This is a genomic window from Ectopseudomonas toyotomiensis, from assembly GCF_900115695.1.
Lineage (GTDB): Bacteria > Pseudomonadota > Gammaproteobacteria > Pseudomonadales > Pseudomonadaceae > Aquipseudomonas > Aquipseudomonas toyotomiensis.
In genome coordinates this window covers 65611-83204 of the sequence record NZ_FOXK01000004.1, presented here as the reverse complement: position 1 = coordinate 83204, position 17594 = coordinate 65611, and the positions used below count along the sequence as shown (strand labels likewise).

Genomic DNA, 17594 nt, shown 5'->3' with positions numbered 1-17594 from the left:
GCTTCAGCCGCGAATCTCCTGCAGTGAACTGTTCGCGGCTGAAGCCGCTCCTACGACGGGGGTTCATACCGCGACTCCGGCAGCGCTACGCCCGCTGACGCGGCGTGACAGGCGATCGAAGTAGAGGTAGATCACCGGCGTGGTGAACAGCGTCAGCACCTGGCTGACCAGCAGGCCGCCGACCATCACCAGCCCCAGCGGCTGGCGCAGCTCGGCGCCGGAGCCCGAGGCGAGCATCAGCGGGATGGCGCCAAACAGCGCGGCCAGGGTGGTCATCAGGATCGGGCGGAAACGCAGCAGCGCCGCCTGGTAGATCGCCGCCTCGGGCACCATGCCCTGATGCCGTTCAGCCTCGAGGGCGAAGTCGATCATCATGATCGCGTTCTTCTTGACGATACCGATCAGCAGGATGATGCCGATGATGGCGATCAGCCCCAGGTCGTTACCGGTCAGCAGCAATGCCAGCAGCGCACCGACGCCCGCCGACGGCAGCGTGGAAAGAATGGTGATCGGGTGGATGTAACTCTCGTAGAGCACGCCGAGCACGATATACATGGTGACGATGGCGGCCAGAATCAGCAGCAAGGTCGACGACAACGACGCACGGAACGCCTCGGCGGCCCCCTGGAACTGGGTGTTGATGCCGCCCGGCAGGCCGATTTCCTGCTCGACCCGCTCGATCACCGCCACTGCCTCGCCCAGCGACACGCCAGGCGCCAGGTTGAACGACAGGGTCACCGCCGGGAACTGGCCGATATGGTTGACCAGCAGGCTGGCTGGCCGCTCCTCGACATGCGCCAGGGACGACAACGGCACCTGCTGGCCGTCACCGGTGGCTACATGAATCTGACGCAGCGCGGCCAGGCCGATACGCCCGCCATCGCGGCTCTCCAGCACCACGCGGTACTGGCTGGCCTGGGTGTAGATGGTGCTGATCTGGCGCTGGCCAAAGGCGTCGTACAAGGCATCGTCGATGGTGCCGACGTTGATACCCAGGCGCGCCGCGGCGTCACGGTCGATATCCAGGAACACCTGCAAGCCGCGGTTCTGCAGGTCGCTGGCCACGTCGGTCAGCTCCGGCTGCTCGCGCAGCGCCTCGACCAGACGCGGCGTCCAGGTCTCCAGCAGCGCGCTGTCGGGCGACTCCAGGGTGAACTGGAACTGGGTGCGACTGATGCGATCCTCGATGGTCAGATCCTGCACCGGCTGCATGAACAGTTCGATACCGGGAACCTTCGCCAGCTCAGGACGCAGACGCTCGATTACCTCACTGGCGGTGACGTCGCGCTCGGCGTGGGTTTTCAGGTTGATCAGCAGACGGCCGCTGTTGAGCGTCGGATTGTCGCCATCCACGCCAATCGACGAGGACAGACTGGCCACCGCCGGATCACGCAGGATGACATCCGCCAGGCGCTGCTGACGTTCGCTCATGGCAGCAAAGGAAATCGACTGCGGCGCCTCGGAAATACCCTGGATCACGCCGGTGTCCTGCACCGGGAAGAAGCCCTTGGGCACGGCCAAGTACAGCAGCACGGTCAGGCCCAGGGTCGCCACGGCCACCAGCAGGGTCAGCGGCTGATGCCTGAGCACCCACTGCAGCCAGACGCCATAGCGTTCGATCATGGCGTCGATGGCGCCACCGGCGGCGCGATAGAAGCGCCCTTCCTGCTCGGGTTTCTCGGCCTTGAGCAAGCGCGCGCACATCATCGGCGTGAGGGTCAGCGACACCACCAGGGAAATCAGGATGGCCACGGCCAGGGTGATGGCGAACTCGCGGAACAGCCGTCCCACCACATCGGCCATGAACAGCAGCGGGATCAGTACGGCAATCAGCGACAGGGTCAGCGAAACGAGGGTGAAGCCGATCTGCCGGGCCCCCTTGAGTGCGGCGTTGAGCGGCGTCTCGCCCTCCTCCAGATGGCGGGCGATGTTCTCCAGCATGACGATGGCGTCGTCGACCACGAAACCGGTAGCGATGGTCAGCGCCATCAGCGTCAGGTTGTTGATGGTGAAACCGGCCAGGTACATCACACCGAAGGTGCCGATCAGCGACAGCGGCACGACGATGGACGGGATGATGGTCGCCGACAGCTTGCGCAGGAACAGGAAGGTCACCATCACCACCAGGGCGATGGCCAGCAGCAGTTCGTGCTGCACATCGCGCACGGCAGCGCGGATGGTCTGCGTACGGTCGGTGAGCACCTTGACCTCGACACTGGCCGGCAGGCCCTCGGTCAGGTGTGGCAGCAGGGTCTGGATGCGGTCGACCACATCGATGACGTTGGCACCAGGCTGACGCTGCACGTTGACCAGTACCGCCTGATTGCGGTTGGCCCAGGCGGCCAGGCGCTCGTTCTCGGCGCCATCGATGATCTCGGCGACATCCTTCAGGCGCAGCGCGGCGCCGTTCTCGTAACTGAGGATCAGCTCGCGGTATTCGTCGACCGATTTCAGCTGGTCATTGGCGTCGAGCTGCGAGACACGGGTCGGGCCGTCGAAGTTACCCTTGGGCTGGTTGACGTTGCTGGCCGTGATCAGGCTGCGCACGTCGGCCAGGCTCAGGCCGTAGGACGCCAGCGCCTCCGGGTTGACGCGAATACGCACCGCCGGACGTTGCCCGCCGGCCAAGGTCACCAGGCCGACACCGCTGGTTTGCGCGAGCTTCTGCGCCAGGCGGGTATCGACCAGGTCGTTGACCTGCGGCAGCGGCATCGTCTTTGAACTCACCGCCAGGGTCAGCACTGGCGTATCGGCCGGGTTGACCTTGTTGTACACCGGCGGCGCCGGTAGATCGCCAGGCAGCAGATTGCTCGCCGCGTTGATCGCCGCCTGCACTTCCTGCTCGGCCACCGCCAGGGAAACATCCAGATTGAAGCGCAGGGTGATCACCGAGGCGCCGCCCGAACTGGTCGAGGACATCTGTTTGAGCCCGGCCATCTGCCCGAACTGGCGCTCCAGCGGCGCCGTCACGGCACTGGTCATCACATCCGGACTGGCGCCTGGATATAAGGTCAGCACACGGATGGTCGGGTAATCCACTTCCGGCAGCGCCGACACCGGTAGCAGGCGATAGGCGATCAGACCGCTGAGGAAGATCGCCACCATCAACAGCGTGGTGGCGACCGGCCGCAGGATGAAGGGGCGGGAAATATTCATGCGTCGTTCCGTGCTGCGCCCGGACGTGCGGAGCCATCGCGCTTGCCCTGGCGATCTCCAGGCTCGTTGGCCGCGCCGTCGGGGCTCTGCACCAGGTTCGGGTCGACCACTTCCACCTCGCTGCCGTGGCGCAGGCGGTCGGTGCCCTCCAGCACCAGCCGTTCGCCAGGCTGCACGCCACCGGCCACCAGGCTGCGCTCAGCGTCGCTGGCGGCGATGGTGACCTGACGGATGCTCACCCTGTTATCGTCACCCACGACGTAGACGAAGGTACCCTGGGTGCCGAACTGCACCGCAGCGGACGGAATGATGGTGGCGGCCTCACGGGTTTCAACGCGCAGACGCACGTTGACGAACTGATTGGGGAAGAGCATCTGCTCGGCGTTGTCGAAGCGCGCCTTGAGCTTGACCGTACCGGTGGTGGTGTCGATCTGGTTATCCAGGCTTTCCAGCACACCCTCGGCCAGTTTGAGACGCTCACCACGGTCCCAGGCCTCGACGGCCAGGGTCGTGCCGCCGCGGCGGCGCTGCAGCACGGCAGGCAGATCGCCCTCGGGGATGGTAAAGATCACCGCAATCGGATCGGCCTGGGTGATTACCACCAAAGGCGTGGTATCGCCGCTGCTGACCAGGTTGCCGATATCCAGCTGACGTAGGCCGAGGCGACCGTCGATGGGCGCGCGAATCTGGGTGAAGTCGAGGTTGAGCTTGGCCGTGGCGACATCGGCCTGGTTGCTCTGCAGACTGCCACGGTACTGATTGACCAGCGCCTGCTGGGTGTCCAGGGTCTGTTTGGCGATGCTGTCTTCGTCGTACAGCCCCTTGTAGCGCTGCAGGTCCAGTTCGGCGTTCTTCAGTTGCGCCTGGTTTTCCTGCAGCGCCCCCTGCGCCTGCTGCAAGGCCACCTGATAAGGACGTGGATCGATTACCGCCAACAGGTCGCCAGCCTTGACCTGCTGGCCCTCCTCGAACAGCACCTTGACCAGCTCACCGTCGACCCGCGAGCGTACGTTGACCGTGTTGTAGGAAGTTACCGTGCCAAGCGCCTTGAGCTCGATGGCGAACTCACCCTGCTTGACCTCGGCCACGCGCACCGGCACCGGCCCCATGTCTCCGAAACGGCCACGGCCCATCTGCTGGCTTTCTGGCTCGCTCGGCCAGAACCACCACAGCAGCAGAAGCAGCACAGCGAGCAACGTCAGGCCAATCAGCCACTGACGGGAGGAATTCGATGGAGACGGGGAAGCATTCGACATGGCAGGCGCAATATCACTTTTAAGGGGAGTCGGCACGATAAGCACTGGCCCGCGTCAAGCAAAGCCCATTTACCCGCTTTTTACGCTGCCCTTACGTTACTAACTGTTTGAGTCCGCGAAAAAATCTGGATCGGGCAAGGACTGTCGGCGTGCTCAGAACGTTCGGCTTGGTGCACAAATAAAAACGGCCTGCAGAGCAGGCCGTCTGGTTTTACTTGCCAATTACTTGAGCGCGGCCAGGGCAGCTGCGTAATTCGGCTCATCAGCGATTTCGCCAACCAGCTCGCTGTGCAGCACCTTGTCGTTTTCATCCAGCACTACCACGGCGCGCGCGGCCAGGCCGGTCAGCGGGCCGCTGGCGATGGCCACACCGTAGTTCTTGAGGAAGTCGGCGCCACGCAGGCTGGACAGGTTGACCACGCTTTCCAGACCTTCGGCACCACAGAAACGTGCCTGGGCGAACGGCAGATCAGCGGAGATGCACAGCACCACGGTGTTGTTCAGTTGACCGGCTTCGGCGTTGAACTTGCGCACGGAAGTAGCGCAGGTCGGGGTGTCGACGCTGGGGAAGATGTTCAGCACCTTGCGCTTGCCAGCCAGGCTGGCCAGGGTGACGTCGCTCAGGTCGCCAGCGACCAGGCTGAACGCTGGTGCCTGTTGGCCAACCTGCGGCAGTTGACCCTCGACCTGCACCGGGTTGCCTTTGAGAGTGACTTGCGCCATGGGAGTTTCCTTATCGTTCAGGGAGTTGAAGGGCAAATGTGTGACATGGGGTTCGCCGTGGCGAATGCTCCATCGAATGGCAGGTCACGGCCCGACCATGCGTCCAGACTAGCGCAGAAGCGCCGCCGATACACCCGCAGCCATGTAGGGATTTAGCAAAAGGTGGCGCGACCATCAGAAGTCCCGGCGATAGAACAGGTCGAGCGAGCTGGCCAGACCGCTGGCGGCCTCAAGATACAGGCGCCGGCTCAGCTCGTAACGCAGCGCGATGGTGTTGGCCGGCTCGAACACGCCCACGCCGTAACGCAGACTCAGGCGCTCGGTGATATTGCCGCTGGCCACCACACTGGTGGTCACGCCACTGCCCTCGGTGTCGAGCTGAAAATCCTGAATGCCCAGACTGGTGGCCAGGCTGGTGGTGAGCGAACTGCTGCCGGCCAGGCCAAGCGCCAGCGCTGCCTGGCCAAGCATGTTGTTGTCCCCCGTGCTTTGCCCCAAAGGCCGACCCAGTACCAGATAGGACAGCGCCTGTTCCTGGCTCATGGCCGGCTCGGCGAAGACCGTGGTGCTCGGCTGCTCGGCGCTGCCGGACAGACGGATACCGGCGACGACCGTGTCGACCCGGCGAATCGCTTCCACATCGAGGAACGGCTGATCGATGGGCCCGGTGAACAGCAGGCGTGCGCGGCGAATGGTCAGGCGCTGGCCGTAGGCGCGATAGCGGCCATTGACCAGATTCAGTTCACCGCGGGTATCGAGGTTATCGCCGATGTGCACGCGTCCACGCAGGTCGGCAGTCAGGCCGAAACCGCTGAAGGCCAGTTTGTCCTGCCCCACCTCGACATCGACATCCATGGCGACGCCCATGCCCTGCTCAGCTTCCGGGGTTTCACGACCGACCACCCGTGCATCACCGGAAACCTTGACCGTCGATGGCGGTAGTTCACGTACGCTGATCAAGCCACGCGGCACGCCAACCCTGCCGCTGACGGCCAGACGCTGGGCACGCAGCTGCAATTGCAAATCAGGCTCGACTTCCAGCTCGGCATAGGGCTCGACCTTCACCGGCAAACGCTGTCCCTGCAATGCCAGATCGCCGCTCAGCCCCTCGGCCCAGGTCAGTTCGCCACGCAGATTGCCACGCCCCTGCTCACCGCTGCGCCAGTCGCCGGAGAGCTGCACCTGCTCGCCCGAGATCAACGCCTGCAATTGCAGGTTCTCCAGGCTGATCGGCAGTTCGCTGCCGGACAACTCGCCGTCATCCAGACGTAGCTGGCCGTTGATCTGCGGCGCCAGCAGTTGGCCACTTATATTGCCGCTGCCCTGCAGCTTGCCTTCGAGCCTTTCCGCCATGGGTACGAAGGGACGCAGCACGGCGAGATCGAAACCGCTCAATCGAAACTCACCGCTGACCGGCTTGCTCGCCGGGCGTGGATCGATCTGCGCCTGCAGCAGCAACTCACCCAGGCGGCCACTGACGAAACGCAGCTCGCTGACTACACGCTGTGGTCGCAGCGTGCTGTCCAGACGCAGGCTGTCGTAGGGAAAGTCCAGCCACTGCTCTTCATCCGGCTGACGAATACGCAGATTGCCAGCGCCAGCATCGAGCCTGATCTGGCCGTTGGGACCGCTGTCGGGTAGCTCGACTTTCAGCTGTCCATCGAGACGGCCCTGCCAGGCGAAATCCTCGGGCAGCCAGGGCTGCAGGCTGGCCAGGGGGAAATTCTCCAGGCGCCAGTCCAGGCTGGGCTGCGGCATCAGCCGCTGCTGCCCGCCGCACAGGCTGGCATCGCCGGACTGCCAGCAATGCGCGCCCAGGTTCATGCGGCCGCTGGCCAAGCGCTCCAGGGTCGCCGCCTGCTGCAATTGCCAATCCTGCCCGCCGCTCTGTACACGGCCACTGGCAATACGACCGCGCCAGTCGCCCTGCTCGTTCAAGCCACCGTCCAGGGCCAAAGCCAGCTGCAGCAGCGGACCTTGCAGATCGATGTCCAGCGCCTGGCGACGCTGATCGCCACGACCTTCGGCCTGCAAGCGCCCAAGGTAGGTATCGCCGATGCGGATACCACGCAGATTCAAACCGATGCGCGCCTGCTGGCGGGCATCCAGCGTCGCGTCCAGCTGCAGGCGACGCAGACTGGGGTCGCCAAACGCAAGACGCTCCCCACTCAGCGCAAGCTGGCCTTGCGGCGCCTGCAAGGTGCCCGCCACGGACAACTGGCCCTGTACCTGCCCTTGCAGACCGGGCCAGAGTTGCCCCAGACGCGGTAACACCAACTCCAGCTGACCACGCAAACGCTGATCCAGAGCGCCCTGGCCGCTGATCCGGTTATCACCCAGACGTACCAGCAACCGCCCGAGCTGCCACTGCTCGCCGCTACCGGCACCCTGTACCTGCAATTGCACTGGCTGGCCACGCAGACGGCCATTGAGGTCGATATCGGCCTTGGCCTGCAGCGCACCGGCATTGAAGCTGCCCGAGGTATTCAGCGGCCCTGCCAGATTACCCGACATTTCCGCCAGCCAGTAGCCCGGGTCGAGGGCGCTGAGCTGCAGCATGGCCTGCCAGTCGACGCCGTCGGCAAAACCGACCTTGACCACCCCTTCGGCGCGGCCCTGGCCAGCAACCAGCTGCAATTGCGGCAGGCTGACCTGGCCGAGATCGCCACTGACCGGACTGCTCAGGCTGAAGGCACCCGCAGGCCCCTGCAACTGCGCAGCGAAGTTACCCAGGTAATTGCCTTCGCTATAGCTGACTTCGGCCTGCAGTTGTTGCAGTGCCACGGGTGGCGGCTCGTCCAGCGGGTACAGACGCTGCCAGGGGAAACTCAGCCAATCGAGCTTGGCATCGGCCTGAAACGCTTTGCTCCAGGCGAGCGTACCGCTGAGCTGCAGATGCTGCTGATCCTCGGCCTCGATTCGCAGCAATTCGATATCCGCCCCCCTGGCATCGACCCTGCCGCGCAAGGTCAGCGGCATCGGTGCCTGCTCGGCGGGCAGAGTGGCGCTGCCGTCGATGCGATAACCGCTGCTCAGGTCACCCTTTGCCGACAACGTCAGCGCCTGCAGGTGCAGCGTCTGCGGCAAGGCACTGCTGGCCTGAAAATCCTGGCTGGTTAGGCGCAGTTCGGCGGGCAGGTGCTCGGCCAGCGCCTGCACCTGTCCTTCGAGACGGGCGTCGAGATAGCCGCTGCTGTCAGCCTCGATCTTCAGGCTGCGCTGCAATTCGCCAGCTACCTGCAGCGCCACCTGCCAGGCCTTGCCATCGACTTCCGGTAACTGCAGGCGGCCGCTCAGGGCCAAGGGCCAATCGCCCTGCGGCGTCAGCTGGCCACTGAGGTCCAGGCTCAGGTCATCACGTTGCAAGGCCAGGCGCTGCAGCTCCACACCCTGCTCGTTCCAACTGGCGATCAGTTCGAGATCGCTCAGTTGCGTCTGGCCGTCCAGGCGCAGTTCGCCCAGCTGGATATCGCCCAATTGCAAGCGCAGTGGCAGTTTGAGGTTAGGCAGGCTCAACGGCTCATCGCTGCCCTCCCCACTGTCGGGCAGGGTCACGGCAATCTGCTGCAGATGCAGACGATCCAGGCACAGCGTCAGGCGCAGCAGGCAGGACGGCGACCAGACCATGTCCAGCTGCTGCAGCTCAACCCGCATATCATCTTGCTGCCAGATCAGCGCATCGGCCTGCCAGGCACCGCCCAGGCGTCCTGCGAAGTTGTCGACCTGCAAGCCTGGCACCTGGGCCAGCAGCCAACGGCTACCACCCTGGGTACCGAGCAGCGTCCACAAAGCTGCTACGAGCAGCAACACCAGACCGAGCAGACCGCCGGCCAGCCATTTCAGCAGGCGCCGACTCATAGCTCAGGCCCCATGGAGAAATGCAGGCGCACGCCACCGTCGTCGTCCAGCGCATGAGCGAGGTCCAGGCGCAGCGGGCCAACCGGCGATACCCAGCGCACGCCGAAGCCGACGCCGGTCTTCAAGGTGGGAATGTCCAGCGAATTGAAAGCGTTACCCTGATCGATGAAGGTCGCCAGGCGCCACTTGTCGGTGAGGCTGTACTGGTACTCGGCGCTGGCAGCAAACAGGTAACGGCCGCCAATCTTGTCGCCGCGATTGTTCTCCGGCGACAGGCTCTGGTAGTCGTAGCCACGCACGCTCTGATCGCCACCGGCGAAGAAGCGCAGCGACGGCGGCACGGCAGAAAAACCATTGGTTTCGGTACCGCCAAACTGTACCCGCCCGAGCAGACGGTGATTGTCGAATACGGTAGTCAGGCCCTTGAGCATGACGTTACCGTGCAGCACGTTGGCGTCGGACAGCACGCCATCGACAGCGCCGCGCAAGTCGAACTGCACGCGGTAGCCCTGGTTCGGGTCGAGGCGGTTGTCGCTGCGCAGCAGCGAGTAGCTGACGCCCGGCATCAACAGGGTGCTCAGCCCGGAATCGTCGCCCAGGCGATATTCCTCACGCTGCCATTTCACCGACAGCACGCGCTGCCAGCCACCGGGGCGCTGGCTGTGCCATTCCGGACCGAGGGTGAGTAACCGGCTCAAGCTGTCCTTGCTGGCCAGCTCCTCATATTGATAGCCGCCGGCCAGGCGCAGTTTGTCGGTCAGTGGCGGGTCACCGGGAATGTCGTACCACAGGCCAACGTTCTGCCGCGGGGCGGACAATTCGGTTTCCACCCCGTAGCTGTGCCCCTGCGGATTGCGCCAGTGGCGCGTCCAGTTGGCGCGCAGGCGCGGCCCGACGTCGGTGGAAAAGCCCAGCCCCAGGCCCATGGTGCGCGGCTCGCGCACCTGCAGCGCCACCGCCACGGGAATACGCAACTGGTCGGCCTGAGTCGGGATGGCATCGACCCGCACCGATTCGAAATAGCCACTCGACTGCAGCGCCTGATACAGCTCGGCGATCAATTCGGAGTCGTAGGGTGTGTCCGGATCGAACGGCACCATGCGCAGCAGCAGCTCTTTATCGAACGGGAAGTCACCGCTGAAGGCGATATCGCCCAGGCTGTAACGCGGCCCGCTGACGAACACCAGCTCGATATCGGCCACGCCGGCGGCCGGATCGATTTCCAGGCGCTGCCGGGAGAATCGGCCGTCGAAGAAGCCATAGCGCGAGGCCTGATTCTGGATCAGTCGCTTGGCATCCTCATAGCGCCCATGGTTGAGCACCGAGCCTGGCTGCAAACGACCGGCACTGGGTACACGAAAGGCAGACAGCTCGCTGGCAGGCCCTTCGATACGAATGTCGACGCTGCGCAGGCGAATGCGCTCGCCGGGCTCGACCTCGATCACCAGGCGCGGCGTTGCGCCCTCTTCGATACGGCTACGAATGCGCGCCTGGTAATAACCCAGGGCCTGAGCCGCCTTGTCGGCCTCGTTCTCGGCGATACGACGCAAGCGCCGCAACGACTGCGCGTCACGCCCATCGAGGCTGCCGACATAACCTTCGATATTGGCCTTGAGAGCCGAATTGCTCGGAGTGATTCGTACGTCGAGTTCGCTCGCTGCGAAAGCACCCGTACTGATCAGCAGCAGCGCCAGGCTACGCTGAAAATGTCCATATACGCTCATGGCGGAGGATGCTACCACGGAGCAGAGCCCACGCCAGAGCCGTTGCACGTGCGCCAGACAGCCGGAGTTCAGGCGCTGGCTCTGACCACCGGTTGCGGGTTGGGATGAAAGAACACGTGTTCGACCACCGGGCCTATGGCCAGCTCGCCGATTTCCTCGTAGCCCTGGCGCCGGTAGAAATCCAGATAGCGCGCATTGCCGGTATCCAGCACCACGCCTTGCGAGCCGCTGTCCTGTGCACACCAGTCGTGTAGCGCCTCGAGCAGCTGCTCGCCGCGATGCTGCCCCTGAAACTCGGGGTGAATGCCCAGTAGCGGCAGCACATGGTAAGGCCCGGGCGGCAGGCTGCTGAGCACCGCATCGTGGTACTCGAGATAGCGCTTGGTGCAGCTGAAACCGGTGCTCAGCAGCATGCGCAGACGCCACCCCCAGCTTTCGGTGATATCCAGGCGGCGCTGCGGTGGCGCGATCAGTGCTGCGCCGATCAGGCGGTCATCGATCAGCAGGCCAATGGCTGGCAGATCCTCGGCGAAGTGCTGCTGCACAAGTTCGCGAATCGTCGCGCGCACACGCTGATCAAAACCCGGTCGCTGCGCTTCGAACAGGTAGGCGAAGGTCGGCTCGTGGCGATAGGCGTGGTAGAGCAGCGAACGGACCTCGCGGGCGTAACCACCATCGAGCATGCGCACTTCTGCTGGAGCGTTGTTGGGCATGGCAGACCTCTGTTGTTATGCGTTGTGGGTCAGGCGCGTCCCAGCCAACTTAGCACCACCTCATGACGCCCGCCAGGCGCTGGCCGCGAGCGCCGAGGATCGGCTAGCATCGCCGTTTAATCTGAAAGTCGCGCAGCGACACCTTCACTCATACCCTTCTCCCTCCGGGAGAAGGTGGCGCGAAGCGCCGGATGAGGGAGGGCATGCCGCGAAGGCTTTCATCATCCGGGATGCTTCTCTTGGCATGCCCGTTAGCCCAGGACCCGCTGCCCATGAAAATCGTCTCCTTCAATATCAATGGCCTGCGTGCGCGCCCTCATCAACTGCAAGCCTTGGTCGAAAAACACCAGCCGGATGTGATCGGCCTGCAGGAAACCAAGGTGGCCGATGAGCAGTTCCCCGAAGCCGAGATCCGTCAGCTCGGCTACCACGTGCATTACCACGGCCAGAAAGGCCACTATGGCGTCGCCCTGCTCTCGCGTCAGGAGCCACTGAGCCTGCACAAGGGGTTTCCCGGCGATGGAGAAGACTCTCAACGCCGCTTCATCTACGGCACCTTCGCCGATGCCAATGGCAACCCGGTCACCGTCATGAATGGCTATTTCCCGCAGGGCGAAAGCCGCGATCACCCGGTGAAGTTCCCGGCCAAGCAGCGCTTCTATGCCGACCTGCAGCAACTTCTGGTGGAGCACTTCGATCCGCAGCAGGCGCTAGTAGTGATGGGCGACATCAACATCAGCCCGGAAGATTGCGACATCGGCATCGGCGAGCCCAATCGCCTGCGCTGGCTGAAAACCGGCAAGTGCAGTTTCCTGCCGGAGGAACGCGAGTGGCTGGCGACGCTGAGGAACTGGGGCCTGGTGGACAGCTTCCGCCACCTCAATCCCGAGGTGAATGACCGTTTCAGTTGGTTCGACTACCGCAGTCGCGGCTTCGAAGACGAGCCAAAGCGCGGCCTGCGCATCGACGTGATCCTCGCCAGCCAGCCGCTGCAGGCGCGCTTCAAGGATGCCGGCATTGATTACGACCTGCGTGGAATGGACAAGCCATCGGACCATGCGCCGATCTGGCTGGAACTGGCGTGAGACTGGGCGCGTGTAGATGACGCGCCCTGTAATATGACTGCAACTCGACTGACTTAATCTGCGCGGCACTTTCTCTCACCCACTAGAAGGTGCCTGCCGCATGCCGCGCGCCCTGCCTGCCATCGACCGCGACCTCTGGGGTCGTACTCTGTCCCTGCTGCTGATCGGTTTCATCTGCTACGCCCTCCCTCTTTCCGTCTTCGCCGCACTACCAGCCTCCGAGGGTAACCAACCGGTACTGCGCATCCAGGGCTCCAACACCATTGGCGCCAAGCTCGGCCCGGAGCTGGTCAAAGGGCTGTTCGAAGCTCAGGGCCTGCACGATATCCACAGTGAAGAAGGTGCCCGGGAAAACGAGCAGCGCCTGCTCGCGCGACGGGCCGACGGTCGCCAGGTGATAGTCGAAGTTGCCGCTCACGGCTCCGGCACCGGTTTTACCTCGCTCAAGGACGGCAGCGCCGATCTGGCCGCCTCGTCGCGGCCAATCAAGGATGGCGAAGCCGCTACCCTGGCGACCCTTGGCGATCTGCGCAGTCCGCAGAGTGAACAGGTCATCGCCATCGATGGTCTGGCGATCATCGTCCATCCATCGAACCCGATTGGAACGCTGAGTGTGGAGCAGATCGCGCAGCTGTTTTCCGGCGAGATCGGAGACTGGGCTGCGCTGGGCGGCAAACCCGGCAAGGTTCGCCCCTACGCACGCGATGACAATTCCGGCACCTACGACACCTTCAAGGAGCTGGTGCTGGCTCCAGGCGGGCGCGCACTCGCCGCAGGCGCGCAACGCTTCGAATCCAGCACCCAATTGTCCGACGCGGTGAGCAGCGATGCCAATGGCATCGGTTTCATTGGCCTGCCCTACATCCGCCAGGCCAAGGCTGTCGCCGTCGCTGCGGGTAATTCTCAGCCGATGCCACCGAGCACCACGCTGATCGCCACCGAGGACTATCCCCTGGCACGCCGCCTGTTTCTCTACAACGACCCGCAACTGGCTAATCCCTGGGTACGCGCGCTGATCGACTTCGCCCACAGCCCACGCGGCCAGGCCATTGTCGACAATAGCGGTTTCATCGCCCAGACCGTCCAGGCGGTCAAGGTCGCCGCGGATGCGCAGATGCCAGCGGAGTACCAGCAACTGGCAAAGCAGGCGCAGCGCCTGTCGGTGAACTTTCGCTTCCAGGAAGGCAGCGCAACGCTGGATAACAAGGCCCATCGCGATTTACAGCGAGTACTGGACTATCTCAAGCAACACGACAAGCTGCAGGACAAGGTGGTGCTGGTGGGTTTCGGCGATCCGAAGAGCGACCCCGAGCGCGCCGAACTGCTGTCGAAACTGCGCGCCATGGCCGTGCGCCGCGAGCTGGCCAAACAAGGTGTGCTGTTTCGTGAAATCACCGGTATGGGCAGCGAGCTACCGGTGGCGGCCAATGATCAGAACAATGGCCGTATCCGTAATCGCCGCGTCGAAGTCTGGGTCTACTGACGCCTGAAAATATTTCCTTACAAAGGGCTTGGCAGAGTGAGGGCTCGGCGCTAGTCTTTGCAGCGCGTGACGCCGGGCCCCTCTGGCGGTGAGTATTCTCACCGTGATGTCGGAGTCACTGAGTCGATTTCTTTCAACTCAGGCAGACATAAGGGAGGGCTCATGGACGCTCTACTTGCATTTTTGACATCCCCCATCTTCGGTACCCCCGGCTGGTTCTGGCTGGCCTTTCTGGTACTGATCATCACCCTTCTGGTACTCGACCTCGGCGTGCTGCATCGCGATCAGCATGAAATCGAGATGCGCGAGAGCCTGCTGCTGTATTCCGGCTATTTCAGTGTCGGCGTCGCCTTCGGCGGCTGGATCTGGTGGCAGCTCGGCGGTACCAAGGCGATGGAGTACTACACCGGCTTCCTGGTGGAGCAATCGCTGTCGATGGACAACGTCTTCGTCATGGCGATGATCCTCGGCTACTTCAACATCCCGCGTAAGTACCAGCACCGCGTGCTGTTCTGGGGCATTCTCGGGGTGATCGTGCTGCGCGCGATCATGATCGGTCTGGGCACGGCCCTGGTGCAGCAGTTCGACTGGATTCTCTACCTCTTCGGTGCCTTCCTGCTGTTCAGCGGCATCAAGATGCTGCGCAGCGGCGGTGACGAAGAGTCGCATCCGGACCTGGCGCAGAATCCGGTGATCCGCTTCGTGCGCAAGCACATTCGCGTCACCGATGAGCTGCACGAAGGCAAGTTCCTGGTGCGTCTGAAGGATCATGTCAGTGGCAAGCCGCTGCTCTATGCCACCCCGCTGCTGCTGGCGCTGGTGCTGATCGAACTGGCCGACCTGGTGTTTGCGGTGGACAGTGTGCCGGCGGTACTGGCCATCTCGCAGGACCCGTTCATCGTCTACACCTCGAACATATTCGCCATTCTTGGCCTGCGCGCGCTGTACTTCGCTCTGGCCGCACTGATGCACCGCTTCATCTACCTGAAGTACGCCCTGGCGCTGGTGCTGATGTATATCGGCGGCAAGATCTTCCTGCACGACCTGATCAAGGTTCCCGCCCTGCTCTCGCTTGGCGTCACCCTGGGACTGCTGGCAGGCGGGGTGATCCTGTCGCTGCTCAATACCCGCGACCAGAGAGCCCCGGAACACTGAGAAACGGCGTAGCCCAACAAAGTCGACGACTGACAAACAAAGAGGCCCGCAGATGCGGGCCTCTTTGCTTTGGCTTGCGGGATCAGCGGCTGGCTTTCATCACGTCGCGGGGCACGTACTTGCCAATCTCGAACTTGCCGATGGCTGCGCGATGCACCTCGTCCGGGCCATCGGCCAGGCGCAGGGTGCGCTGCATGGCGTACCAGTAGGCCAGCGGGAAGTCGTTGGAGACGCCCGCGCCGCCGTGCATCTGGATCGCCCGGTCGATCACCTTGAGCGCCACGTTGGGCGCCACCACCTTGATCTGGGCGATTTCGCTGGCGGCGATCTTGTTGCCCACGGTATCCATCATGTAGGCCGCGTTCAGGGTCAGCAGACGCGCCTGGTTGATCTCCATGCGCGAATCGGCGATGTGATCGATATTGCCACCCAGACGCGCCAGCGGCTTGCCAAAGGCGGTCCGCGAAACGGCGCGCTTGCACATCAGCTCCAGGGCGCGCTCGGCCATGCCGATCGAACGCATGCAGTGGTGGATACGGCCCGGGCCGAGGCGTCCCTGGGCGATCTCGAAGCCACGCCCTTCACCGAGCAGTACGCTCTCGTAGGGCACGCGCACGTTCTCGAACAGCACTTCAGCATGGCCATGCGGCGCGTCGTCATAACCGAACACCGGCAGCGGGCGCAGTACGGTGACGCCTGGCGCATCCATCGGCACCAGGATCATCGAGTGCTGCTGGTGGCGCGGCGCGTCCGGGTTGGTCAGGCCCATGAAGATCATCACCTTGCAGCGCGGGTCGCAGGCACCGGAGGTCCACCACTTGCGGCCATTGATGACCCACTCATCGCCTTCGCGGCGAGCATTGGCCTGCATGTTGGTGGCGTCGCTCGAAGCCACGCCTGGCTCGGTCATGGCGAACGCGGAACGAATCTCGCCGGACAGCAGCGGCTCCAGCCATTGCTGCTTTTGCGCCTCGTTGCCGTAGCGCACCAGCACTTCCATGTTGCCGGTATCCGGCGCGGCGCAGTTGAACGGCTCGGGGCCGATCAGCGAACGTCCCATGATCTCCGCCAGCGGTGCGTACTCGGTGTTGGTCAGGCCGGCACCGTAGTCCGACTCGGGCAGAAACAGGTTCCACAGACCTTCGGCTTTGGCCTTGTTCTTCAGCTCCTCCATGATCGCGGTCGGCTGCCAACGATCACCTTCGGCCACCTGCTGCTCGAACACCGCTTCAGCCGGGTAGACGTGCGCCTCCATGAATGCGCTGACGCGCTCACGCAGCTCTTGAACCTTCGGGGAATAGGCGAAATCCATGGAATTACCTGTTTGCAATAAAGGGTGAGAGGTTGTGGAAATGATGCTAGAACAGCGCTTAAGATTTATCTAACCTATTTTCAGCGTGTATGAACATTCATAACCGATATATGATCGATTGAAATCGACGCCCCCTGGAGCACTGCCGGCATGAACCTGACCAAGGTGGATCTGAACCTCTTCATCGTCTTCGACGCCATCTACACCGAGGCCAACCTGACCCGTGCCGGGCAGATCGTCGGCATTACCCAACCAGCGGTTTCCAACGCCCTCGCCCGTCTGCGCGAAACCTTCAACGATCCGCTGTTCGTGCGTACCGCACAGGGCATGGTGCCGACGCCGATGGCGCAGAACATCATCGGCCCGGTGCGCAACGCCCTGCAGTTGCTGCGCGTTTCCGTGCAGGAAAGCCGCACCTTCAACCCGCAGCAGGCCGGCAAGACCTACCGCATCAGCATGACCGACCTGTCGGAGCAGATCCTCCTGCCACCGCTGTTCCAGCGCCTGCGTCGCCTGGCGCCGAACGTGTGCATCGAGAGCTTTCTGGCCAAGCGCCGCGAAACCACCAAGGAACTGGCCGCGGGCCGTCTCGATTTTGCCGTCGACGCGCCACTCAATACCGACCCGCAGGTTCGTCACGTCAAGTTGTTGGATGATCGTTACGTCTGCGCCATGCGCCAGGGGCATCCGCTGGCCAAGGACAAGATCAGCCTCGACGAATACCTGTCACTGAGCCACATCCATATCTCCAGCCGCCGCAGTGGCCTTGGCTACGTGGATCTGGCCCTGGGCAAGATGGGCATCCAGCGCAAGATTGCCCTGCGCTCGCAGCACTACCTGATGGCCGGTAGCGTGCTGCAGCAGACCGACATGGTGATGACCGTGCCGGAGCGCTTCGCCCGCCGTCACAATCTGCATCATGTGGCACTGCCGGTCGGCGATGTGCCGGCCCTGGAAACTCACCTGTACTGGCACGAAAGCACCGATCAGGACCCGGCCAACCGCTGGATGCGCGAGCAGATGATCGAGCTGGCGCAGCAGGTCGCCGCGCAGGAGAAAAAGGCCGAGCAAGCGGCTAATAACTGACCGCTCGGCATTGAACGCAAAAAGGCCCGCATTAGCGGGCCTT

General features: G+C 63.4%; 11 protein-coding genes. 4 read left to right on the top strand and 7 right to left on the bottom strand.

The window, feature by feature from the left end; translation table 11 throughout:
• Nucleotides 1-63: 63 nt before the first annotated feature.
• From BM186_RS09190 to BM186_RS09165, 6 genes are all read right to left on the bottom strand, one after another.
• Nucleotides 64-3156 carry an MdtB/MuxB family multidrug efflux RND transporter permease subunit gene (locus BM186_RS09190; protein WP_072424111.1) on the bottom strand — a complete coding sequence of 1031 codons (3093 nt, stop codon included), beginning with the start codon at nucleotides 3154-3156 and terminating at the stop codon, nucleotides 64-66.
• On the bottom strand, nucleotides 3153-4412 hold the full coding sequence (locus BM186_RS09185) for an MdtA/MuxA family multidrug efflux RND transporter periplasmic adaptor subunit (RefSeq protein WP_072424112.1): 1260 nt from the start codon (nucleotides 4410-4412) through the stop codon (nucleotides 3153-3155). The genes BM186_RS09190 and BM186_RS09185 overlap by 4 nt, the downstream gene beginning before the upstream one ends.
• 222 nt (nucleotides 4413-4634) lie before the next feature.
• A complete protein-coding gene (tpx, locus tag BM186_RS09180; protein WP_072424113.1) occupies nucleotides 4635-5135 on the bottom strand; it encodes a thiol peroxidase in 501 nt (166 codons plus the stop codon).
• A gap of 174 nt (nucleotides 5136-5309) precedes the next feature.
• Nucleotides 5310-8993, bottom strand: coding sequence for a translocation/assembly module TamB domain-containing protein (locus tag BM186_RS09175; RefSeq protein WP_074914841.1), 3684 nt, complete (start codon nucleotides 8991-8993; stop codon nucleotides 5310-5312).
• Entirely contained in the window at nucleotides 8990-10717 is a 1728-nt protein-coding gene (locus tag BM186_RS09170; RefSeq protein WP_074914839.1) for an autotransporter assembly complex protein TamA, read from the bottom strand. The genes BM186_RS09175 and BM186_RS09170 overlap by 4 nt, the downstream gene beginning before the upstream one ends.
• 68 nt (nucleotides 10718-10785) lie before the next feature.
• Entirely contained in the window at nucleotides 10786-11430 is a 645-nt protein-coding gene (locus tag BM186_RS09165; RefSeq protein WP_074914837.1) for a GNAT family N-acetyltransferase, read from the bottom strand.
• 272 nt (nucleotides 11431-11702) lie between these two features.
• Here BM186_RS09165 and xthA point away from each other — a divergent pair, with 272 nt between their 5' ends.
• The 3 genes from xthA to BM186_RS09150 all read left to right on the top strand — a co-directional run bounded on the left by xthA (nucleotide 11703) and on the right by BM186_RS09150 (nucleotide 15153).
• Nucleotides 11703-12515: an exodeoxyribonuclease III gene (gene xthA / locus BM186_RS09160; protein WP_074914835.1), complete on the top strand. Its 813-nt coding sequence runs from the start codon at nucleotides 11703-11705 to the stop codon at nucleotides 12513-12515.
• A 100-nt stretch (nucleotides 12516-12615) separates the two neighbouring features.
• Nucleotides 12616-13998 (top strand): substrate-binding domain-containing protein, encoded by a 1383-nt coding sequence (locus BM186_RS09155; RefSeq protein ID WP_074914833.1) that lies wholly within the window; start codon nucleotides 12616-12618, stop codon nucleotides 13996-13998.
• A 162-nt stretch (nucleotides 13999-14160) separates the two neighbouring features.
• The gene (locus tag BM186_RS09150) at nucleotides 14161-15153 is read left to right on the top strand and encodes a TerC family protein (protein ID WP_074914831.1); all 993 of its coding nucleotides are present in this window, start codon (nucleotides 14161-14163) and stop codon (nucleotides 15151-15153) included.
• Nucleotides 15154-15235: 82 nt separating this feature from the next.
• Here the strand turns inward: BM186_RS09150 and BM186_RS09145 are convergent, their stop codons facing one another.
• Nucleotides 15236-16465: an acyl-CoA dehydrogenase gene (locus BM186_RS09145; RefSeq protein WP_017677111.1), complete on the bottom strand. Its 1230-nt coding sequence runs from the start codon at nucleotides 16463-16465 to the stop codon at nucleotides 15236-15238.
• A gap of 150 nt (nucleotides 16466-16615) precedes the next feature.
• Here BM186_RS09145 and BM186_RS09140 point away from each other — a divergent pair, with 150 nt between their 5' ends.
• On the top strand, nucleotides 16616-17551 hold the full coding sequence (locus tag BM186_RS09140; RefSeq protein ID WP_074914829.1) for a LysR family transcriptional regulator: 936 nt from the start codon (nucleotides 16616-16618) through the stop codon (nucleotides 17549-17551).
• Nucleotides 17552-17594: the final 43 nt, after the last annotated feature.